The 19,921-nt window shown below is 71.9% G+C and carries 21 protein-coding genes; 16 read left to right on the top strand and 5 right to left on the bottom strand.

What is annotated here, in order from left to right; translation table 11 throughout:
- Window positions 1-32 precede the first annotated feature (32 nt).
- The 5 genes from IPK81_17955 (at window position 33) to IPK81_17975 (ending at window position 5,571) form a co-directional block, all read left to right on the top strand.
- Window positions 33-1,106, top strand: a complete 1,074-nt coding sequence (locus IPK81_17955; GenBank protein QQS11443.1) for a mitochondrial fission ELM1 family protein — start codon at window positions 33-35, stop codon at window positions 1,104-1,106.
- 155 nt (window positions 1,107-1,261) lie between these two features.
- The gene (locus tag IPK81_17960) at window positions 1,262-3,010 is read left to right on the top strand and encodes a fatty acyl-AMP ligase (GenBank protein ID QQS11444.1); all 1,749 of its coding nucleotides are present in this window, start codon (window positions 1,262-1,264) and stop codon (window positions 3,008-3,010) included.
- Window positions 3,007-3,942 carry an NAD(P)-dependent oxidoreductase gene (locus tag IPK81_17965; protein ID QQS11445.1) on the top strand — a complete coding sequence of 312 codons (936 nt, stop codon included), beginning with the start codon at window positions 3,007-3,009 and terminating at the stop codon, window positions 3,940-3,942. The genes IPK81_17960 and IPK81_17965 overlap by 4 nt, the downstream gene beginning before the upstream one ends.
- 139 nt (window positions 3,943-4,081) lie before the next feature.
- Window positions 4,082-4,345, top strand: coding sequence for an acyl carrier protein (locus IPK81_17970; protein ID QQS11446.1), 264 nt, complete (start codon window positions 4,082-4,084; stop codon window positions 4,343-4,345).
- 2 nt (window positions 4,346-4,347) lie between these two features.
- A complete protein-coding gene (locus IPK81_17975; GenBank protein ID QQS11447.1) occupies window positions 4,348-5,571 on the top strand; it encodes an aminotransferase class I/II-fold pyridoxal phosphate-dependent enzyme in 1,224 nt (407 codons plus the stop codon).
- 84 nt (window positions 5,572-5,655) lie between these two features.
- On the opposite strand, the gene IPK81_17980 is transcribed toward IPK81_17975, so the two are convergent.
- The 5 genes from IPK81_17980 to IPK81_18000 all read right to left on the bottom strand — a co-directional run bounded on the left by IPK81_17980 (window position 5,656) and on the right by IPK81_18000 (window position 9,652).
- Entirely contained in the window at window positions 5,656-6,216 is a 561-nt protein-coding gene (locus tag IPK81_17980) for an NAD(P)H-dependent oxidoreductase (GenBank protein QQS11448.1), read from the bottom strand.
- Between the two features lie 151 nt (window positions 6,217-6,367).
- Entirely contained in the window at window positions 6,368-7,264 is an 897-nt protein-coding gene (locus IPK81_17985) for a 4-hydroxy-tetrahydrodipicolinate synthase (GenBank protein QQS11449.1), read from the bottom strand.
- A gap of 209 nt (window positions 7,265-7,473) precedes the next feature.
- Window positions 7,474-7,656 (bottom strand): hypothetical protein, encoded by a 183-nt coding sequence (locus tag IPK81_17990; protein ID QQS11450.1) that lies wholly within the window; start codon window positions 7,654-7,656, stop codon window positions 7,474-7,476.
- Window positions 7,653-8,477 carry a hypothetical protein gene (locus IPK81_17995; GenBank protein QQS11451.1) on the bottom strand — a complete coding sequence of 275 codons (825 nt, stop codon included), beginning with the start codon at window positions 8,475-8,477 and terminating at the stop codon, window positions 7,653-7,655. The genes IPK81_17990 and IPK81_17995 overlap by 4 nt, the downstream gene beginning before the upstream one ends.
- Window positions 8,474-9,652 carry a CDP-alcohol phosphatidyltransferase family protein gene (locus IPK81_18000; protein ID QQS11452.1) on the bottom strand — a complete coding sequence of 393 codons (1,179 nt, stop codon included), beginning with the start codon at window positions 9,650-9,652 and terminating at the stop codon, window positions 8,474-8,476. The genes IPK81_17995 and IPK81_18000 overlap by 4 nt, the downstream gene beginning before the upstream one ends.
- Before the next feature lie 130 nt (window positions 9,653-9,782).
- Between IPK81_18000 and IPK81_18005 the strand changes: the two genes are divergently transcribed.
- The 11 genes from IPK81_18005 to IPK81_18055 all read left to right on the top strand — a co-directional run bounded on the left by IPK81_18005 (window position 9,783) and on the right by IPK81_18055 (window position 19,906).
- On the top strand, window positions 9,783-10,727 hold the full coding sequence (locus IPK81_18005; GenBank protein QQS11453.1) for a metallophosphoesterase: 945 nt from the start codon (window positions 9,783-9,785) through the stop codon (window positions 10,725-10,727).
- A gap of 85 nt (window positions 10,728-10,812) precedes the next feature.
- On the top strand, window positions 10,813-11,238 hold the full coding sequence (locus tag IPK81_18010; protein QQS15168.1) for an HIT family protein: 426 nt from the start codon (window positions 10,813-10,815) through the stop codon (window positions 11,236-11,238).
- 7 nt (window positions 11,239-11,245) lie between these two features.
- Complete coding sequence (lptF, locus tag IPK81_18015) at window positions 11,246-12,553, top strand: LPS export ABC transporter permease LptF (protein ID QQS11454.1); 1,308 nt, start codon at window positions 11,246-11,248, stop codon at window positions 12,551-12,553.
- Window positions 12,554-12,564: 11 nt separating this feature from the next.
- A complete protein-coding gene (lptG, locus tag IPK81_18020; GenBank protein QQS11455.1) occupies window positions 12,565-13,647 on the top strand; it encodes an LPS export ABC transporter permease LptG in 1,083 nt (360 codons plus the stop codon).
- A gap of 83 nt (window positions 13,648-13,730) precedes the next feature.
- On the top strand, window positions 13,731-15,044 hold the full coding sequence (locus tag IPK81_18025; protein QQS11456.1) for a CDP-alcohol phosphatidyltransferase family protein: 1,314 nt from the start codon (window positions 13,731-13,733) through the stop codon (window positions 15,042-15,044).
- Between the two features lie 41 nt (window positions 15,045-15,085).
- Complete coding sequence (locus tag IPK81_18030) at window positions 15,086-15,517, top strand: hypothetical protein (GenBank protein QQS11457.1); 432 nt, start codon at window positions 15,086-15,088, stop codon at window positions 15,515-15,517.
- 204 nt (window positions 15,518-15,721) lie between these two features.
- Window positions 15,722-16,549 (top strand): sterol desaturase family protein, encoded by an 828-nt coding sequence (locus IPK81_18035; GenBank protein QQS15169.1) that lies wholly within the window; start codon window positions 15,722-15,724, stop codon window positions 16,547-16,549.
- A gap of 5 nt (window positions 16,550-16,554) precedes the next feature.
- Window positions 16,555-17,700, top strand: coding sequence for a dATP pyrophosphohydrolase (locus IPK81_18040; GenBank protein ID QQS11458.1), 1,146 nt, complete (start codon window positions 16,555-16,557; stop codon window positions 17,698-17,700).
- 73 nt (window positions 17,701-17,773) lie between these two features.
- Window positions 17,774-18,562 (top strand): nucleotidyltransferase family protein, encoded by a 789-nt coding sequence (locus IPK81_18045; protein QQS11459.1) that lies wholly within the window; start codon window positions 17,774-17,776, stop codon window positions 18,560-18,562.
- Between the two features lie 59 nt (window positions 18,563-18,621).
- Window positions 18,622-19,404 carry an aldolase gene (locus IPK81_18050; GenBank protein ID QQS11460.1) on the top strand — a complete coding sequence of 261 codons (783 nt, stop codon included), beginning with the start codon at window positions 18,622-18,624 and terminating at the stop codon, window positions 19,402-19,404.
- A gap of 13 nt (window positions 19,405-19,417) precedes the next feature.
- Complete coding sequence (locus IPK81_18055) at window positions 19,418-19,906, top strand: GNAT family N-acetyltransferase (GenBank protein QQS11461.1); 489 nt, start codon at window positions 19,418-19,420, stop codon at window positions 19,904-19,906.
- Window positions 19,907-19,921 lie beyond the last annotated feature (15 nt).

Raw genomic sequence — 19,921 nt, forward strand, 5'->3', positions numbered from 1 at the left:
AGCCGGGCGCCACGGTCGGCTAGAAGCCGGGGATGAACGACGCTTCGGACCGGCCGCGATCCGTCTGGCTGCTGCTCGGCGACAAGGGTGGTGACAGCGCCCAGCTGCGCACCCTAGTCCGCGCGCTCGGCTGGCCGGCGCTCGAAAAGCCGTTGCGTTTCAACGCGATGTACCGGCTGCCCAACCGCTTGCTCGGCCCGTCGCTGGCCAGTCTGCGCGCCGCCGACCGCGCGTCGCTGACGCCGCCATGGCCCGAGCTGGTGATGTGCGCCGGGCGGCGGGCGACGCCGGTGGCGCGCTGGATCAAGGAGCGCAGCGGTGGCCGGACGCGGCTTGTCAGCCTCGGGCGGCCGTGGGGACCGCTGGACGCGTTCGATCTGGTCGTCGCCATGCCCCAATATGGCGTGCCGCCGCGCGGCAACGTCCTCCAGGCCGGGCTGCCGTTCAACCGGCTCGACCCGGCGGCCATAGCCCTTGCCGCCAACGCATGGCGCGGACGCGCCGCGGCGCTTCCGGCGCCGTATCTGACGTTGCTGATCGGCGGTCGCGCGCGGCCGTTGCGCTTCGACGCCGCGGTCGGCAGCGATATCGGCCGCGGCGTGGATGCCCTGGCCCGCGAACTCGGCGCCAGCGTCCTGGCGGTCACCAGCCGACGGACCCCCGCCGACGCGGCCGAGGCGCTGCTGGCCGAGATCCGCGCGCCACTGCTGGCCCATCGATGGCACGCCGGCGACACGTCCAACGCCTACGCCGGTCTCATTGGCCTGGCCGACAGGCTGGTGGTCACCGGCGACAGCGCGTCGATGCTGGCCGAGGCCTGCCGCAGCGGCAAACCGGTGACCGTCGCGCCGGTGCCGCTCGACGGGTCGTGGCGCGAGCGCTTGCCGCGGCGCGCGCTGTCTGCGCCGCCGGCCGCTCTGGTCGGCGCCTTGCACGCCGGCGGCTGGATCGTGCTGCCGCGGAATATCGCCGCCGTCTGGCGGCCCTTGGCCGATGCCGGCCACATCCACGTGCTGGGCACGCCAATGGCGTCCACGACGACGCCACCGGACGACCTGTCAGCGGCGGTCGCCCGCGTCCGCGCGCTGTTCCCATCCGACGGCTGAGCGGGCCGCGCGCCGGCGGGCGGACCGGGGGGCGCTTGTGACCGCCGGCGGCTTTTGCTAAACGACCGGCCCGTTTTGGGCCGCGCCGGAGGCGCCTCCCGCCGCGCCAACTGACCGCGCCCGGACCGCCGGCCGCCCCCTCGCGACATCGAGACATGGAACCAACGCCCACGCGCAACACCAGCCTGCCGTTCCGGCGGGGCGGTTTCGGCTGCCTCGTCGAGGCGCTGGACTACGCGGCCCGGGGCGATACCGGCGTCAGCTTCTTCGACGCGCGCGGCCGGCTGACGGCGCCGCTGCCGTGGCGCGAGGTGCGTGCCCGCGCGCAGGTCTTCGCGCGGCGGCTGATCGGCGCCGATTTCGCACGTGGCGAGCGGTTTCTGATCATCGCCGACACCTGGCCGGGGTTTCCGGTGGCGTTCTTCGGCGCGCAATACGCCGGATTGCTGCCCGTTCCGGTGTCGTTGCCGGCCGGGCTCGGCGCCAAGGACGCCTATATCGACCAGCTCCGGCGCCAACTCGCCGCGTCGGGCGCGGCAGCGGCGCTGGCGCCGGACGAACTCGCCGGCTACCTCGCGGTCGCCGCAGCGGACGGGCCGGCGCGGCTGCACGGACCGATGTCGGCGTTCGAGGCGCTGCCCGAGGCCGCGGCCGGCCTCCGGCCGCTCGGACCGGGTGAGCGGTGCTACCTCCAGTTCTCGTCCGGCAGCACGCGGTTCCCGCTCGGCGTCGACATCCGCCAGGACCAGTTGATGGCCAACATCGACGCCATGCTCGGGCCCGGCGGTCTCGACACGCGCGCCGACGACCACGCCGTGGGCTGGCTGCCGTGGTACCACGACATGGGGTTGATCGGGTTCCTGCTGTCGGCGCTGTGCGGCCAGAACGGCGTCGACGTGATGGCGCCGCGCGATTTCGCGCGCCGGCCGCTGACGTGGGTGTCGTTGATGTCGCAGCGCGGCGCCACGGTCACCTATAGCCCGAGCTTCGGCTACGACCTCGCGGCGCGGCGCCTTCAGGCGCGGTCGCTCGACGGCCTCGACCTGTCGCGCCTGCGCGTCGCGGGCATCGGCGGCGACATGATCCAGGCGCCGGTGCTGCGCCGCTTCGCCGAGGCGTTCGCGCCCGTCGGCTTCGATCCGAACGCGTTCCTGCCCAGCTACGGCATGGCAGAGATGTGCCTCGGCCTGTCTTTCGCGCCAGTCGGCGCCGGCTTTTCGGTCGATCACGTCGCGCGCGCGCGGCTGGCATCGCACGTCGCCGAGCCCGCCGCCGGTCCCGAGGCGCGAGAATTCGTGGTCTGCGGCCGCCCGTTGCCGGGCCACATCGTCGAGATCCGCGATCCGCACGGCGCCGTCGTCGGCGCCGGCGGTGTCGGCCGCATCTTCGTGCGCGGCCCCAGCGTCATGCCCGGCTACTTCGGCGCGCCCGAGGCCAGCGCCGAGGCGCTGCGCGACGGCTGGCTCGACACCGGCGATCTCGGCTACTGGCGCGACGGGCAGCTCGTCGTCACCGGCCGCGCCAAGGACCTGATCATCGTCAACGGCCGCAACATCTGGCCGCAGGACATCGAGTGGGCCGTCGAGGCGCTGCCGAAACTGCGCCGCGGCGACGCCTGCGCCTTCTCGATCGACGGCGACGACGGCGCCGAGAAGGTCGTCGTGCTGGTGCAGTCGCGGCCGGTGGATCCCGAGGAACGCGCCGCGCTCGAGGGCGCCGTAGCCCAGGTCGTCAAGGAGACGACCGGCGTCGACGGCGTGATCGACCTCGTGTCGCCCTCGGTGGGCCTGCCCTTGACCTCCTCCGGCAAGCTCAGCCGCTCGCGCGCCAAGGCCGATTGGCTGGCCGGCGCCTACGGCCGCGACGCGCGCGAGACGCCAACGGCGGCGCCCGCCACCCCATGACCCGGACGGTCGCGGTCACCGGCGCGACCGGCTTCATCGGCCAGCATCTCGTGGCGGCGCTCGCGGCGCGCGGCTGGCGGCTGCGCCTACTGGTGCGGGCGTTGCCGCCGGCCTTGCCCCGCGGCGCGCCCGTCGAACTCGTCGTCGGAGACATCGGCGACCACCCGTCGATGGCCCGCCTGGCCGACGGCGTCGACGCGGTGGTCCATCTCGCCGGGGCCATCAAGGCGCTCGACCGCGCCGCCTTCGAACGCGCCAACCGAGATCCGGTGGCGGGCCTGCTGGCGGCCGCCGCGCCCGGCCGGCCGCATCTCGTCCTGCTGTCGTCGCTGGCGGCGCGCGAGCCCGGCCTATCCGACTACGCCGCCAGCAAGCGCGCCGGCGAGGACGCGCTCGCTTCCGCCGGCTACGCCGGCCGCTGGACCGCCATCCGGGCACCGGCGGTCTACGGTCCCGGCGACCGGGAGACGCTGGCGTTCTTCCGGATGGTCCAGCGCGGGTTCGCGCCTGTGCCGGCCGGGAGCGAAGGGCGACTGTCGCTGATCCACGTGGCCGATCTTTGCGCCGCCATCGTCGCCACGCTTGACCACCCGCCGGCCGACGGCGTGTACGAAATCGACGACGGCGCGCCGGCCGGTCACACGCTGCGCGAGCTCGCCGCCGCGGCCGGCGCCGCCCTTCGGCAGCGGCCGGTCGTGGTTCCGGTCCCGCGGCCGCTCATGGCGGGCGTCGCCGCGGTGCAGCAGATCGTCGCACGGACGCGCAGGCACCCCGCCATCCTCGGCCCCGGCAAGGTGCGTGAGATTTTCCATTCCGACTGGGTGGCGACCGACCACCGGTTGGCGGCGGCATTGGCTTTCCGGCCGCGTTACGATCTCGCGACGGGATTCGCCGACACGGTCGACTGGTACGTGCGGAAGAAGTGGCTGTAGGACATCCGTAACACGCCGTAACAAATTGTTAATGGCTTGATTCGGCTCGATTTCGTCCAATGCGGTCACTCCTCCTCGGGGCTCGACCGCCATGCCCGCCGCGCACAAATTCAAAGTCTACGACTCAACGGAACCCGCCATGAACGATGCCGGCGCCCCGGCGCGCGAGCAAGCCATCGCCGAGATCGTCAAGCGTCTGGAGCCGTTCCGCATCGACGCGCGGCCGATCACCGGCGCGACCGTGATCACGAAGGACCTCAACATCGACTCGTTGGCCGTGATGGACATGGTCATGGAGCTCGAGGACCGGTTCGACGTCTCCATCCCCCTCAACGACGTCGCCGAGATCCACACGGTGGACGAACTGGCCGACGCGATAACGAAGAAGATCTCGGAGCGCTGACCATGGGAATCTTCGACCGCCACAAGCAGCTCCTCGACACCTACCGCGGCGTCCGCGCCAGCGGTCTGGACCCGCTGACGGTGACCATGGAGCGGGTGCTGTCGCCGACCGAGGCGCTGATCGAGGGCCGCCGCACCCTGCTGGTCGGCACCAACAACTATTTCGGCCTGACCTTCGACCCGGCCTGCGTCGAGGCCGCCGTCGCGGCGACCCGCGCCGAGGGCACCGGCACCACCGGCTCGCGCATCGCCAACGGCAGCTACAGCCAGCACGCCGCGCTGGAGGCCGAGCTGGCCGATTTCTACGGCATGAAGCACTGCATGGTCGCCACCACCGGCTACCAGGTGAACCTCGGCGTGATCTCGACCCTGGTGGGCGAGGGCGACTACCTCGTGATCGACGCCGACAGCCACGCCTCGATCTACGACGCCTGCAAGCAGACCCAGGCCACGATCATCCGCTTCAAGCACAACGACCCGTCCAGCCTCGAGGCGCGCCTGCGCCGGCTGGAGAAGGAGCCGGGCAACAAGCTGGTCGTCGTCGAGGGCATCTACTCGATGCTGGGCGACACCGCCCCGCTCAAGGCGTTCGTCGAGGTCACCAAGCGCTATGGCGGCTACATCCTGGTCGACGAGGCCCATTCGCTGGGCGCGCTTGGCGAAGGCGGCCGCGGACTCGTCGAGGAGGCGGGCGTCCTCGACCAGGTCGATTTCATCGTCGGCACCTTCTCCAAGACGCTGGGCGCCATCGGCGGCTTCTGCGTCTCCAGCCACGACGGTTTCGAGGTGCTGCGGGTCGCGACCCGGGCCTACATGTTCACGGCCTCGCTGCCGCCCTCGATCATCGCCTCGGTGCGCGCCGCGCTGAAGATCGTGCGCGAGCGTCCCGAGCTGCGCACGCGGCTGTGGGACAACGTCGCCACGCTGTACGACGGCCTGTCGGCCGCCGGCTTCACACTGGGCCCGCAGCACGGTCCCGTCGTCGCGGTCCAGCTTCCGGACATCGAGACCACGGTCGCGGTGTGGCGCGCGCTGCTCGACGCCGGCGTGTACGTGAACGTCGCGGTGCCGCCGGCGACGCCCGGCGGCCTGTGCCTGCTGCGCTGCTCGCTGTCGGCCGCCCACACCCGCGCCCAGCTCGAGAACATGGTCGAGGCGCTGACCGAGATCGCCCACCGCTTCGGGCTGCTGCCGGTCGAGGCCCGCCGCCGCGTCGCCGCCGGCTGACCGGATACCGCCTTCCATCCGACGACGCGGGCCAACAGGCCCGCGTTTTCGTTCGGGAGCGGGCGGAGTGTGTCGGGTCGGAGACTACGCCGGGACGTTCGCGGCGACCCAGGCGGCGAAGCGCGCCATGAAGCCCGCGAGGAACTTCCGCGTGCCGTCGTTGGCGAGATGGCCATCGGCGTCGAACAGCTTGTCTGCGCCGCTCAGATACACCTCCGGCTGCGCCATGGTCGCGACGTTCAGGAACACCAGCGACTGGCGCAGATGGTGGTTGGCGCCGAAGCCGCCGCTGGCGCCGGGCGAGGCGCTGACAACGGCGCCGGGCTTGCCGTTCCAGGCGCTCTTGCCGTAGGGCCGTGACGCCACGTCGATGGCGTTCTTCAACGCCGCCGGCACCGAGCGGTTGTGCTCCGGCGTGACGAACAGCACGGCGTCGGCGGCCGCGATCCTCTCGCGGAACGCGACCCACGCCGCCGGCGGCGCGCCGTCGAGGTCCTGATTGTACATCGGCAGGTCCGCGATCTCGACGATGCCCAGCTTCAACGTCGCCGGCGCCAGCCCGGCCAGCGCGTTGGCGACCTTGCGGTTGAGCGACTTGGCGCTGAGGCTGCCGAGGATCACGGCGACGTCGCGTGTCTTGTCCATGTGCAGGGATCCCGGGCCGGAGGATCGATGCCGGCGATGGTAGCGGACGCGACCGGCCGCGCAACACGGTGGAATCGCCCGGCGGACGCGACGTCCGGGGATCGTGGCGTCCGCCGTGCCGGTCGTCGCGCCGTGGCGATGTGCTGGCCCCTCACGCCGCTTTGGCGACGTCGGCGATCGCCCAGTCCAGCCGCGTCGCCAGCCGTGTTGTCACCTCGGCCATCGGCAGGCGGACCTCGGGGCTGTCGATCAGGCCGGTGCGCCACAGCCAGTGCTTGATCGGCGCCGGGCTGGGCTCGGCGAACAGCAGGCGCGGGATCTCGACCAGATCGCGCCAGCGCCGCAGGGCCGAGGCGTGGTCGCCGCTGCGCGACAGGGACAGGATCTCGGCGAAGCGGGCGGTCTCGACATGCGCCGAGGCGACGATGCCGCCGTCGGCGCCCTGGTCCAGCGCCGACAGGAACAGCGCGTCCTCGCCCGTGAGCACGGCGAAGCCCGGTGGCCGCGCGCGGATGAGGTCGAACGACTGCGCCGCGTCGGCGCAGCAATCCTTGACGCCGGCGATGTTGGGCAGCGCCGCCAGCTTCAGCATCGTCTCGTTGCCGAGATTGACGCCGGTCCGGTAGGGGATGTTGTAGACGACGATCGGCCGGTCGGTCGCCAGCGCCAGCGCCGCGAAATGGCGGTAGAGGCCCTCCTGCGACGGCCGCGTGTAGTAGGGGCAGGCGACGAGGTAGCCGTCGACCGGCCACGACGCGGCGTGGTCCATCGCCTTCTCGACCTTGCGCGTGTCGCTGCCCGAGAGCCCGAGATAGATCGGCCGGGATCGGCCCAGCTCCTCCGCCACCACCGCCACGAGTCGCTCGACCTCGTGGTCGTCCAGGGTCAGGCCTTCGCCGGTGGTGGCGGCGAGGATGAAGCCGTCGACCGGCTGGTCGCGGTAGTGCCGCGCCAGGCGACGCAACGAGACCTCGTCGAGCGCGCCGTCGCGGAACGGCGTGACGAGCGGCAGCCACAAGCCGCCGAGACGTGGGATTTGCTGGACCATGGAACGCTTCTCCTCGCTGCGGTGGAGCCGGAGGAGAGGGTGCGCAGGCGAAATAAAACCCCGTCCGTTCCCGGCGGGGTTCTCGATCTATCGCTTCGGCGCGGTGTCAGCGCGAACGCGAGTCCTCGACCCCCGGTAAGGGAGGTTTTTTGGAGGCGATGGCGCGCGCGATGTGCACGAGCCGAGTTTCCGACTCCCCGCCGTCGAAGTCAACGGAAAGCGCCCTTGCGCCAGTAGCGCAACGCCAGCACCGGCGAAGCGAGCAGGGGATGGCGGCGCTGCCAGTCGCTCATGTCGACGCGCACGCCGGAGTGGCGCGCGATCTTCCACGCCACGTAGTCGGCGCCGCCCTCGAAGGTGAACACCGCCTTCGCCAGCCTCAGCACGTTCAACGTCTTTCCCCACCACCGGCGCAGCCGCCAGCGCCGCCGCGCGGCGCGGCGCGGCGGCGCGCGTCCGGCGCCGGGGCGAAGCGCTGGAACGCGTCCGGCGTCGCCGGCAGCCCGGCGGCGGCGAGCGCCGCCGGCGTGATCGCGGCGTACCGCGCGGCGTCGGCGTCGTGCACCTGGCGCGGACGCTCGGCCGATTCCGGCCGCAGCTCCGCGCCGTAGCTTTCGCGCAGCGTCCGCGTCCACAGGTCGGCCGCCGTGAACGGCTCGTCGAACACCGGCGCGGTCGACGCCACGGCGCTGACGACCGCCTGAGCGAGGATGTCGATCAGCGCGTCGCGCATGCCGGCGCCGCCGGCGAACGTCACGACCGTGGGCTGGCAGAAACGGCCCCAGAAGTAGTTCTGCAGCGTGCCGGCGGCGACGCCGCGTCGGAGCTGCGCCAGGGTCAGCACGGCGTACTTGCAGCGCACGCGCCCGCCGTCGTGTGGCGCCTCGAGGTAGAAGACGTTGGGCGCCAGCAGGCGGTTGCCGAGCGCGCCGAGGACGCCGCCGTTCGCCAGCCGCAGGTCGTCGACCACGGCGTAGAAATCCATCAGCCGCTCGTCGCGGCCGCCGGGTCCGATCTCGCGCGGATCGCCGGGATTGGGCGGCCGCAGGCACGAGCCGTAGAACAGGGTGGCGACGATGCAATCCTTGTGGCGCGCGACGATCGCGTCGCTCATGGCGCGCGCGGATTCCGCCACCGTGCGGTTGGCCTCGTCCTCGATCGACGCGCGCAGGGTCGCGCGCGCGGCCGGGTCGGCCGAGGCCGCCGCGCTCACGCCGCGCCCGCCGTCTGGTACGACGCGACCGGCCGGCCCATCGCGCGCGCGACGAAGGCCTGCGCGATGCGCACGGCGTGGAACGACAGGCACAGCACCGTCCACGCGGCGACGGCCGCGAGGCCGAGATCGGGCCGGCCGGCCAGCGTGAACGCGAGGAACAGCACCAGGTTGGGATTGCGCCGCGCCGTGATCAGCCGCGAGAACGCGTCGATCGGCCGCCACGTGAACATCTCGAACCGGAAGCCCCAGAGGAACAGGCCTTCCTCGAGGCGCCCGACGACGTAGCCCGCGAGCACGATCCACATCGCCGTCTGCATGTGCGGCGTCGCGGCGAACTCCGGCGTGGTGGTCACCCCCCAGTACCACGCGAACCACCAGAATGGCGGATGCACCAGGTCGGTGCCGTGGTCGAAGACGTTGCCCCATTTCGACGAGGTGAGGGTGACCCGCGCGAGCTTTCCGTCGACCGTGTCGAGGAAGCACATCGCCCACGCGAAGGCGAGGCCGGCGAGGAACCAGCCGTACCAGAACAGGACCGTGGCGGCGACGACGCACAGGAAGCTGATGAAGGTCACAGCGTTCGGGCTGATGCCGAGCGCCGCGCACCAGCGCACCACGACCAGCGCGGGGGATGGAAAGAGGTACTTGGTGACGAAATCGGTCAGGCCCTTGCAGGAGGCCATGAACATGTGGCGCTCGATGGCGGCGACCGGCATGTCGCGGGTCGACAGCACGTAGGGTGGCACGACGTTGCGCAGGTTCTTGCGGTAGGCGCCGGCAAGCTCGGCCGGCCGCACGACCTTCAGCCCGAGCTCGGCGGCGGCGCGGGAATCGAGCCCGTCGGCCGCCAGAAGCGCGGCGGCGCCGGGGGCATGGCGCGCGTCGACGACGACGGCCACCGGAAGCTCGCGCCCGTCGGTCACCAGCGCCAGATCCCGGCCGGCCGCCAGCGGGCCCATGAGGGCGTCGTCGAACACGTGGTCGGCGCGCACCAGGACGATCCGGCCCGCGGCCGGGAGATTTTCGGTACCTGCCGCCACATCGACCACGCCGGCGCGTCCGAAACCGCGCTGGAAACGATCCAGCGCGGTGCGCGAGAACGGGCGCGCATCGCCGCGTCCGACGAGGCGGACGACCGGCGGTGGAGCGGGGGCGGGCGGCGCGTCGGTCACGTCGATATCGCGAACGTGGGCGCCGCCGCTTTCACAAGCGAAGCCATTGGTTGACGTTTAGGCAAGAAACCCTTGACCCGCAAGGCGTCCCGGCGCCCTATGCGCCGCGCCGTCCCCTGCGGTATGGACCATGTTCACCTTCGCCCAGCTGTCCGATCCGCACCTTCCGTTGCCGCCGCCGCGCTGGTCCGAGCTGTTGTCGAAACGTGCCACGGGTTGGCTGTCGTGGACCCGCAAGCGGCGTTTCATCCACAGGCCGGAAGCGCTGGGCGCGGTCGTCACGGATCTGCGCGCGCGGGCGCCCGATTTGACGGTCGTCACCGGCGATATCGCCAACATCTCGACGCCGGCCGAGTACGACCAGGCCGCGCGCTGGCTGTCCGGGCTCGGCGCGCCACGCGACGTGATGGCGATCCCCGGCAACCACGACCTCTACGTCAAGCCACGCGCCCATGGCCGGCCCGACGGCTGGGCGCCGTTTCTCGCCGGCGATCCGGCGGCCTCGGCCGGACCGGCCGATCCAGTGTTCGGGGTCGGGTTTCCAACGGTGCGCCGCCGTGGCGGGGTGGCGTTCGTCGGCCTGAGCACAGCCGTGCCGAAGCCGGCGTTCATCGCCACCGGCACGCTGGGCGCCGCGCAGATCGAACAGTTCGAGGTGGTGATGCGCGAACTCGCCGCCGAGGGCGCGTGCCGCGTCGTTTTGATTCACCATCCGCCGCAGATCGGCGGGGCGTCGTGGCGAAAGGAGCTGACCGACGCCGGCGCGTTCCGGCTGGCGGTCGGACGGGTCGGCGCTGAACTGGTGCTGCACGGTCACAATCACCGCGCATCGCTGGCGCGGATCGACACCCCCGCGGGGCCGGTCGCCGTGCTTGGGGCGCCCTCGGCCTCGGCGGCGCCGGGATCGCGCTACGGCGCCGGAGGCTACCACTTGGTTGGGGTCGAGCGGGTCGCCCGCGGTTGGCGTTTCGACGTCGATCTGCGGGTCATCGCCGACGATCTCGCGGGCTGCGTGTCGGGGCGCCGGTTCGATCTGGTCGCCCCGGCCGCGACCCCCGCGGCGATGGCGGCCTGACGCGGCCCGCCCGATCGGCTAGACTCGGCGTTCCGCCCACGTTCCCGCGCCGGAGCGCCTTCGCATGTCCGCCCCCAACGCCACGATGGCGAAATTCGGCTACCCCGCGACCGTCGTCGCCGAGACCGCGCACTGGTCGGTCCAGGTCCGGGGCGCCCAGGCCACGCTCGGCGCGCTGGTCGTGGTGTGCAAGGAGCCGGCGCTCGCTTTCTCGGCCATCTCGGCGGGCGCCCACGCCGATCTCGGACCGGTGGTCGGCCGCGTCGAACGCTGCCTCAGGAAAGCCTTCGACTACGACAAGATCAACTGGTTGATGCTGATGATGGTAGACCCCGAGGTGCATTTCCACGTGCTGCCGCGCTACGCCGCCGGCCGCGCGTTCGGCGGCCTCGACTTCACCGATCCGGGTTGGCCGGCGGCGCCGGCGCTGGCGCACGCCAATCCGCTGGGCCCGACCACGCTGTCCGACCTCGTCGCGCACCTCCAACGCGTCTGGTCGGAGATCGCCTGAGCCGGCCGTGACATCCTCCGCCACCACCCCTCCGCTGAACGGCGGCTGGCTCAGCCGCATCGACCGCTACGTGCTCGAGCGCACGCTGGTGCCGCTTGGCGCGTCGATCGCGATCGCGCTGGTGGCGCTGCTGATGGACCGGATGGTCCGTCTGATGGAACTGATGGTCAGCCAGGGCGGGCCGATCCTGCTGGTGCTGAAGCTGCTGGCCAACTTGATCCCGCACTACCTCGGACTGGCGCTGCCGCTGGCGCTGTTCCTCGGCGTCACCCTGACGGCGGCCCGTCTCAGCGGCGACAGCGAGCTCGACGCCCTGCAATCGGCCGGCGTCGGGCTGACCCGGCTGCTGCGGCCGATCCTATGGCTGACCGCGCTGCTGACGCTCGTGATGATCGTGCTGATCGGGTGGCTCCAGCCGCTGACCCGCTACCAGTTCCGGGCGCTGATGTGGGCCGCGACCAATTCCGCCTGGGACCTCGCGATGGAGAAGGGCTCCTTCTTCAACGGGCTGGGCAATTTCACCGTGCTGATCGAGGACATCGCGCCGGACGGCCGCACGCTCAAGGGAGTGTTCGTCCACCAGCGCAAGCCGGACGGCGGGGCCATCACCATGACCGCCGAGACCGGCGAGGCGGCGCGCCTGCCCGACGACGGCCAGATCCTGCTCAAGCTGCGCAACGGCCGGCGCGTGGAATCGCACCGCGACTCCGAGAAGCTCACGGTGCTGTCGTTCGACCGCTTCGACCTGCCGATGGAGGTCGCCGCCGGCGACTCCTACGCGCCGCCGATCGGCGAGCGCGTGCTGACGATGACCGAGCTGGTCTGCCAGCTCCATCTCAACGGCGCGCTGTTCTCGAAGCGCCGCGCCGACGTGGCGACCGGCGGGGCGCCGTGGGACTGGGTGTGCCCGACGGGCGCCAAGCGCCACGATTACCGCGGCCGGCGCCTGCAGTCCGAGATGCACTCCCGCCTGGTGCGCATGCTGTCGCTGCTCTGCCTGCCGTTCATGGCGATGTCGCTGGGCCTGGCGTCGCGGCGCAGCCAGCGCGCCGTCGGCCTGGTCGCCGGCGTGGTCATGCTGGCGTTCTACAACTACCTCCTCCAGTTCGGGGAGAAGGGCGCCGACTACGGCAAGATCCCGCCCTGGCTCGGCCTGTGGACGCCGTTCGTCCTCAATTTCGCGTTCAGCGTCTGGCTGTTCTGGATCGTCAAGGAGCGGCCGCGCGACAATCCCGTCGAGGCGGCCTTCGCGGCGACCGAGCGGCTGCGCGAGAGCGCCGCCGGCGGCTTGCGCCGCGTCTTCGGCCGCGGCTAGGGGAGGCCGGCATGCTGGGCGTCTCCGGTCGCTATCTCACCGTCCTGTTCCTGCGGCGGCTGGCGCTGATCGTCCTCGGCTTCGGCGCGATGCTGCTGCTGTTCGACGCGCTCAACAACGCAGACACGATCGAGAAGCGCTACGGCGACGGCTTCGCGGTGGTGCCGCGCTACATGCTGTTCAAGACGCCGGAGGTGATCGTCCTGATCACCCCGTTCGCGACGCTGCTGGCGGCGCTGCTGACGCTGCTGGCGCTGGCGCGGCAGAACGAGGTCACCGCGTTCAAGGCCGCCGGCATGTCGTTCTACCGCATGCTGCTGCTGCTGTTGCCGGCGACCGCCCTGGTCGCGCTGACCCACTTCGCGATCGCCGACCAGCTCAGCCCGTGGGCCAAGAAGCGCCTGGCGCGCTACGAGATCGACCGCTCGGAGGACGACGCAAGCGCCCGCAACGCCGAGAAAGGCGTGTGGCTGCGCGACCCCGTGTACATCGTCAACGTCGTCGCCGTGCAGCGCGAGGGACGCACGCTCTCCGGCGTGACGCTGATGCGGCGCGACGCGCAGTCGAACATCGTCGAGCGCATCGTCGCCAAATCGGCGCGGTTCCAGCGCGGCCAATGGCGGCTCGAGAACGTGGTGACGCACACGATCGACCCGCGCGGCCCCTCGTCGACGCGGCAGCCGGAATGGATCTGGAAGACGACTCTGCGGCCCGGCGATTTCTTCAACCTGGCGGCGCTCTCCGGGCAGTTCACGGCGCGCGAGCTGGCCACGCTGCGGACCGGAGACACGGTCGGCACGCGTCCGTCCTTCGTCTACGACACATGGCTGCACCGCCGCTTCGCGCTGCCCGCCGTGATCTTCATCATGGTGCTGCTGGCCGCGCCGGTGGCGCAGGCGCATGTCCGCATGGCCAGCCTCGGCTCGCGGCTGGCCGCCGGCGTGGCGCTGGGATTCCTCTTCTTCATCGTCGACGGCGTGGCGCAGGCGCTGGGCGAGTCCGGAGCCGTGCTGCCGATCGTGTCGGCGTGGGCGCCCGCCCTGATCTTCGCCAGCGTCGGCGGCAGCGTGCTGCTGCGCGTCGAAGGGTTGTAGCGGCGATGGCGGCCGTCACCGATTCCCTTCCTCTCCGCCCGGCGACGGGCGGAGGGCCCGTGCGCCACGTCTAGGAACCGCCGATGCGCGTGTGGATCGACGCCGCCGCCGGGCGGGACGCGCCGACGCTGTTCGGCATGTCGCCGCTCGAGCGCCATGTCCGCGCCGCCCTGAAGGCCGGCGTCGCGGCGGGCGACATCCTGATCGATTCGGGCGACGCGCCACCGCCGTCGTTGCCCGAAGGCGTCGGCTTGCCGCCGGTCCGGATCGGTCCGTCGCCCGGCGACGTCGCCGCCCGCCTCGCGGCCTATCTGGCCGCCGGTGGCGGTCCGGTGTTCGCCGTGTCGGGCGACCGCGTGGTGGATCCGCGCCTGTTCGCGCAGGCCGCGAAGCTCGACGGTGTCGTGGCGCTGGGCGACGCCGCCGAGGTGCCGCGCGCGCTACCGGAACTTTGGTCGACGCTCTACGGGGCTTGGGATCCGCGCGGCGAGGCCGGCGATCTCTGTTTGCTGGTGACGCCCGGGACCACGCTGCCGCCCGCCACCTCCGTCGCCGCTTTGGCCGGCGCGCTCGTCGCCGCCGGCGCCGCGCGCGCGCCGGCGGCCGGCGAGTTCGACGCCCATCTGGCGGTGCAGCGCCGCGATGTGCCGTTCTGGGTGCGCCGCGTCGACACGCCGGCGCGCCGCGACGCGGTCGAGCGCTTCATGTTCGACGCCAGCTACAAGGGCTCGACCGACGTCTTCACGCGCTACGTCTATCCATTCCTGGTCTGGCCGATGACCCGGCTGGCGACGCGCTGGCGGGTGCATCCCAACACCATCACCTGGGTGAGCATCGCCGCCACCTTCGCCGCCGTGCCGTGCTTCGCCGCCGGCTGGTGGGTGGCCGGCTTCTTCCTCGCCTACGTGATGAGCGTGCTCGACTCGGTCGACGGCAAGGTGGCCCGGGTCACCTTCACCGCCTCGCCGCTGGGCAATGTCCTCGACCACGGGCTCGACATCGTGCATCCGCCGTTCTGGTACGCCGCTTGGGCGCTGGGCCTGTCCGGCCTGCCGTGGGCGCTGGCGTGGGAGCAGGGGGCGATCCAGCGCGATCCGTTGTTCCTGTGGACCTGCGCGCTGATCGTCCTCTACGTCGCCGACCGCCACGTGCTGGCCGTGTACAAGGCCGTCCACGGCCGGGGTCTGCACGCCCACGCCGCCATCGACCGCATCGCGCGCGGCCTGATCTCGCGGCGCAACGTCAATCTGCCGCTGTTCCTCGTCGGCCTCGCCGCCGGCTACGGCCGCGAGACCTTCGCGCTGATCGTCGTCTGGCAGGGGCTCACCGTGGTGTGGCACGTTTTGCGCACGATCTGGATTCTCGCCCGCCGCGAGCGGCCGCAAGGAACGGTCTGAGGACGTCGATCCGGGCCGAGGGCCCGCGCCGGGAGGTCGCGATGCGTCGTCTCAAGCTGCTCGCCGTCGCCGCGTGCGTGGCCTCCACCGCCGGTGGAGCGGTCGCGCAGGCGCCGCGGTTCTGCGTGGCCGCCGCGGCGCACGCGGGCTGGGGCATCGGCGTCGTGGAAACGGTGGAGGTGCGTGCCGGCGCGCGTCCAGCGACCTACATCCGGTGCGAGTGGGCGAGCGGCGCGCTGAAGGCGCCGGCCGGGACGGAGATGCTGTTCCAGATCGTGTGCCCTGCCGGCGAGCGGCTCGCGGCGCCCGGTTTCAGCGTCGGCGCGATGTCGCAGGGCGCCGTCACGCCGGTGGCGTCGCTGGGCGTGCCGCGGGCGGACGAGGCCGACGAGGCGCAGAGCGCGTTCCTCGTCGGCACCGCCGCCGTCGGCCGTCCCATGCAGATCTTCACCACCGCGTACTGCCGCCTGTGACGGCCGGCCGCTCACGAAGTGCGACGGAAGGTTACGGACTTCGGCGGCGGCGCGCCTTGATGCGGCCGGCCGGCGCTCCTAGATTGCCGGCAACGAAGATGAACCCCTCCGGCGCCGCGCCGACGCGCGCGCCGATCGTTCCGGAGCGTCACGGTCGTGCTGCGCATCGGCTTCTGGGCGGGCGACCGCTACAATCTCTCGCGCATGACCATGCGCGACCTCGTGCGCGCCTATTTCACGCACTACGCCGTGGCGGCCTATTTCACCCTGGCGGCGGCGGCGCTGTATCTGACCGTGCGCTGGATGCCGGCGTGGGACGCCGAATGGATCGGACGCGTCGCGGCTGCGGGCATCGCCGCGGTCGTCGTCTATCCCGCCGTCTGGTACGGGCTGCACAGGTGGGTGCTGCACGGGAACTACCTCTACAAGAACGCGCTGACCGCGCCGGTGTGGAAGCGCATCCACTTCGACCACCACCAGGACCCGCATAACCTCGGCGTGCTGTTCGGGGCGCTGTACACGACCCTGCCGACCATCCTCGCGGTCACGGCGCCTCTGGGTTGGCTGATCGCGGGGCCGGCCGGATCGGCCGCCTGCGTCGCCGGCGCGCTGCTGACGACGTGCTTCTACGAGTTCTGCCACAGCACCCAGCACCTCAACTACAAGCCGGCGCTGAAATGGATGCAGGACATGAAGCGCCTGCATCTGCTGCACCATTTCCACAACGAGAACGGCAACCACGGCATCACCAACTTCGTGGTCGACCGCGCGCTGGGCACGTTCTACGACACCGCCCGCGACAAGCCCAAAAGCGCCACCGTGTTCAACCTCGGCTACGACGAGCGCATGGCGACGCGCTATCCATGGGTCGCGGCGCTGTCCGAGGGCGGCATCCGCGTCGGCGCCGACGGCCGTCGCTGGAAGCCGCACACGCCGCACGCCGGCGCCGAGGCGATCGGCGCCGATCTCGGCTACGGCGATGGCGGCGCGCCGCCCCCGGCCGCGCAGCGCGACGCCGACAAGGCGGCCTGACCGCGATGGCGGAGGCGCTCGCCGTCTCGGTCGTCGAGTCGCGCGCGGACTGGCGCGACTTCATCGCGTTGCCGAAGCGGCTCTACAAGGGCCACGCCGGCTACGTCGCGCATCTCGACATCGAGCGCCGCGACACGTTCAGCCCGTCGAAGAACCCCTATTTCAGCCACGCCAGGGCGCGGTTCTGGCTGGCGCGCCGCGACGGCCGGGTGGTCGGCCGGATATCGGCGCAGATCGACCAGGCCTATCTCGACCGCTACGCCGATTCGACCGGCCATTTCGGCTGCCTCGACGCCGAGGACGACCCCGAGGTCTACGCCGCGCTGCTCGACGCCGCCGAGACGTGGCTGCGCGGCGAGGGGATGGTCCGCGCGACCGGCCCGTTCAGCCTGTCGATCAACGAGGAGGTCGGGTTGATGATCGAGGGCTTCGACCGCCGCTCGATGCTGCTGGTGCCCTACCATCCGCGCTACGCGCAGGCGCGGGTCGAGTCGCTCGGCTACGCCAAGATCAAGGACGTGCTGTCCTACGACTACGACGTCGTCAACGCGCCGCGGACCCTGGGCCGCAAGCTGATCGAGCGCGGCGGCATCGCGGAGCGCGTCAAGGTGCGCACCGTCGACATGAAGCGCTTCGACGCCGAGGTGCGCACGCTGCTCGACATCTTCAACGACGCCTGGGCCGACAACTGGGGCTACGTGCCGTTCACCGAGGCCGAGATCGCCTCGGCCGTGAAGACGCTGAAGCCGGTGGTGATCCCCAAGCTGGCGGTGTTCGTCGACGTCGACGGCGAGACCGTGGCCTTCATCGTGGCGCTGGCCAACCTCAACGAGGCGATCCGCGACCTCGACGGCCGGCTGCTGCCGTTCGGCTGGGCCAAGCTGGCGTGGCGGCTGTTCGTCGACAAGCCGCGCACGGCGCGCGTTCCGTTGATGGGCGTGCGCAAGAAGTTCCGGAACCATCCCCTGCTGGGGGCCGGCCTGGCGATGATCGCGATCGACGAGCTGCGCGAGAACGGCAAGGGGCTGGGCAAGACCTTCGCCGAGCTGGGCTGGATCCTCGAGGACAACAAGGCGACGAACAACATCATCAAGAGCGTGGGCGGCAAGGTGCATAAGATCCACCGCATCTACGAGAAGGCGCTGGCGTGACACGGGTCGTTCCGCCGTCTCCCGCTTGCCGGTGCCGGCCTCGAGCAGGGGAGCACCGGCCCCCGGAACCCGCGTGACCGGCGCCTACACCGCCCTCGTGCTGGCCGGCAGCCGCGGCGCTGTCGATCCGGTGGCGCGGGCGGCCGGCGTGGCGCACAAGGCGCTGGCCGTGGTCGCCGGCCGGCCGATGCTGCTGCGCGTGCTCGACGCGCTGGCGGCTTCGCCGTCGGTGGCGCGGGTGGCGTTGGCGGTGGATGGCCGTGCCATCGTCGACGCGCTGCCCGAGCTGGCCGCCGCCGTGGAGCGCGGCGCGGTGACGTTGCTGCCGGTCGCGGAGTCGCCGGCGCTCACGGTCGCCGGCGCGCTGAGCGGCCTGGGCGCCCCGTTCCCGCTGCTGGTGACGACCAGCGACCACGCGCTGCTGACGCCGGCGATGGTCGAGGCGTTCCTCGCCGGCGTGCCGGCCGGTTGCGATGTCGCGGTCGGGCTGGCGACCCGCAGCGCGCTCCAGCGCGCCCATCCGGAGTCGATCCGCACCTACTTCCGGCTGGGCGGCGAGGGGTATTCCGGCTGCAACCTGTTCGCCTTCGCGCGGCCCGAGGCGGAGAGGGCGGTCGCGTTCTGGGTCCAGATGGAGCGCCACCGCAAGCGGCCGTGGCGCATCGCCGCGCGTATCGGACCGGGCCCCTTGCTGCGCTACGCGCTGGGCCGCCTCGACCTCGACGGCGCGTTCGCGGCGCTGTCGCGGATCGCGGGCGTGCGCGGCCGCGCCGTGGTGATGCCCATGCCGGAGGCCGCCATCGACGTCGACAAGCCCTCCGATCTCGCCCAGGTCGAGCGCATCCTCGCCGCCCGCGGATAGGTGTTGCCGGCGCGCGCGGTTCCCGCCGAGACTGCGCCGGCATCGAGGGGGAGGAAGACATGGTGGAACTGGTCAATCCCGCGCGTGCGCGGCTGGAGCGGGGCGAGGTGTCGCTGGGCGTCGGTTTGCGGCAGGCCCGCACGGTCGATATCGCGCCGGCGATGAAGACCGCCGGTTTCGACTGGCTGTTCATCGACCTCGAGCACAATTCGATGGGCATCGACATGGCGGTGCAGATCGCCGTCACCGCCAACGGCGTCGGCATCGCGCCGATCGTGCGGGTGCCCTACGGCCAGTTCGACATGGCCACCCGCGCGCTCGACGGCGGCGCCATGGGCATCGTCGTCCCCCATGTCGACACCGCCGAGGAGGCGCGCGTCGTCGCCGACCGCCTGCGCTATCCGCCGGTCGGGCACCGCTCCGTCGCCGGCGCCATGCCGCAGCTCGAGTTCCGCGCCGTGCCGCCGGCCGAGGCCACCAAGGCTGTGAACGACGCGCTGCTGGTCGTCGTGATGCTGGAGACGCCGACGGCGATCGCCAACGCCGACGCCATCGCCGCCGTTCCCGGCGTCGACGTGCTGCTGATCGGCACCAACGACCTGACCACCGAGATGGGCCTGCCCGGCCAGATCGACCATCCCGAGGTCGCCAAGGCCTACGAGACCACCATCGCGGCGTGCCGCAAGCACGGCAAATGGGCCGGCATGGGCGGCGTCTACAACCCGCCGGTCATGCAGAAATACATCGCCATGGGCGCGCGCTTCCTGCTGTCGGGCAGCGACATGGCGTTCCTGATGGACGCCGCCAGGACGCGCACGGCCTTCCTGCGCGGCCTGAAGTAGCGGGACGACGGCGATGGCTCCGGCGCCGTTCGGCGGGCGGATCCTGCCGCTGGCGGAGCGGCCGGACCTCCTCGATCTCGTGGCGCGCTGGACGTTCGGCGAATGGGGTCATCTCAACGCCGGCCAGACGCTCGCGGGCCGCGTCGCGCGCGTCCGCGCCGGCATGAACGTCGACGCGGTCCCCTCGATCGTCGTGGCGCTCGAGGCGGACGGGCGCGTGGTGGGCACCGCGACGCTGATGGACGACGACCTCGAGGGCGACCCGCGCAATCCCTGGCTCGCCAGCGTCTACGTGCCGCCGGAGGAGCGCGGCCGCGGCGTCGCCTCGGCGCTGGTGCGCGCCATCGAGGGGCTGGCGGCGCGGCTGGGGCACCGCCGGCTGTACCTCTTCACCGCCTCGGCGCCGGCGCTCTACGCCGGGCTGGGCTGGCGGACCCTGGAGAGCCGGGATTACCGCGGCGAGCGCATCACGGTCATGGACCGCGACCTGCGCGCGGATTGAGCGTCGGGCACGGTG

It is taken from the genome of Rhodospirillales bacterium, assembly GCA_016699855.1.
Classification (GTDB): Bacteria; Pseudomonadota; Alphaproteobacteria; order Reyranellales; family Reyranellaceae.

Coding starts and splice junctions, on each gene's coding strand:
- IPK81_17955 (QQS11443.1), top strand. CDS start 33: ATGAACGACGCTTCGGACCGGCCGCGATCCGTCTGGCTGCTGCTCGGC.
- IPK81_17960 (QQS11444.1), top strand. CDS start 1,262: ATGGAACCAACGCCCACGCGCAACACCAGCCTGCCGTTCCGGCGGGGC.
- IPK81_17965 (QQS11445.1), top strand. CDS start 3,007: ATGACCCGGACGGTCGCGGTCACCGGCGCGACCGGCTTCATCGGCCAG.
- IPK81_17970 (QQS11446.1), top strand. CDS start 4,082: ATGAACGATGCCGGCGCCCCGGCGCGCGAGCAAGCCATCGCCGAGATC.
- IPK81_17975 (QQS11447.1), top strand. CDS start 4,348: ATGGGAATCTTCGACCGCCACAAGCAGCTCCTCGACACCTACCGCGGC.
- IPK81_17980 (QQS11448.1), bottom strand. CDS start 6,216: ATGGACAAGACACGCGACGTCGCCGTGATCCTCGGCAGCCTCAGCGCC.
- IPK81_17985 (QQS11449.1), bottom strand. CDS start 7,264: ATGGTCCAGCAAATCCCACGTCTCGGCGGCTTGTGGCTGCCGCTCGTC.
- IPK81_18005 (QQS11453.1), top strand. CDS start 9,783: ATGTTCACCTTCGCCCAGCTGTCCGATCCGCACCTTCCGTTGCCGCCG.
- IPK81_18010 (QQS15168.1), top strand. CDS start 10,813: ATGGCGAAATTCGGCTACCCCGCGACCGTCGTCGCCGAGACCGCGCAC.
- lptG (QQS11455.1), top strand. CDS start 12,565: ATGCTGGGCGTCTCCGGTCGCTATCTCACCGTCCTGTTCCTGCGGCGG.
- IPK81_18025 (QQS11456.1), top strand. CDS start 13,731: ATGCGCGTGTGGATCGACGCCGCCGCCGGGCGGGACGCGCCGACGCTG.
- IPK81_18030 (QQS11457.1), top strand. CDS start 15,086: ATGCGTCGTCTCAAGCTGCTCGCCGTCGCCGCGTGCGTGGCCTCCACC.
- IPK81_18035 (QQS15169.1), top strand. CDS start 15,722: ATGACCATGCGCGACCTCGTGCGCGCCTATTTCACGCACTACGCCGTG.
- IPK81_18040 (QQS11458.1), top strand. CDS start 16,555: ATGGCGGAGGCGCTCGCCGTCTCGGTCGTCGAGTCGCGCGCGGACTGG.
- IPK81_18050 (QQS11460.1), top strand. CDS start 18,622: ATGGTGGAACTGGTCAATCCCGCGCGTGCGCGGCTGGAGCGGGGCGAG.
- IPK81_18055 (QQS11461.1), top strand. CDS start 19,418: ATGGCTCCGGCGCCGTTCGGCGGGCGGATCCTGCCGCTGGCGGAGCGG.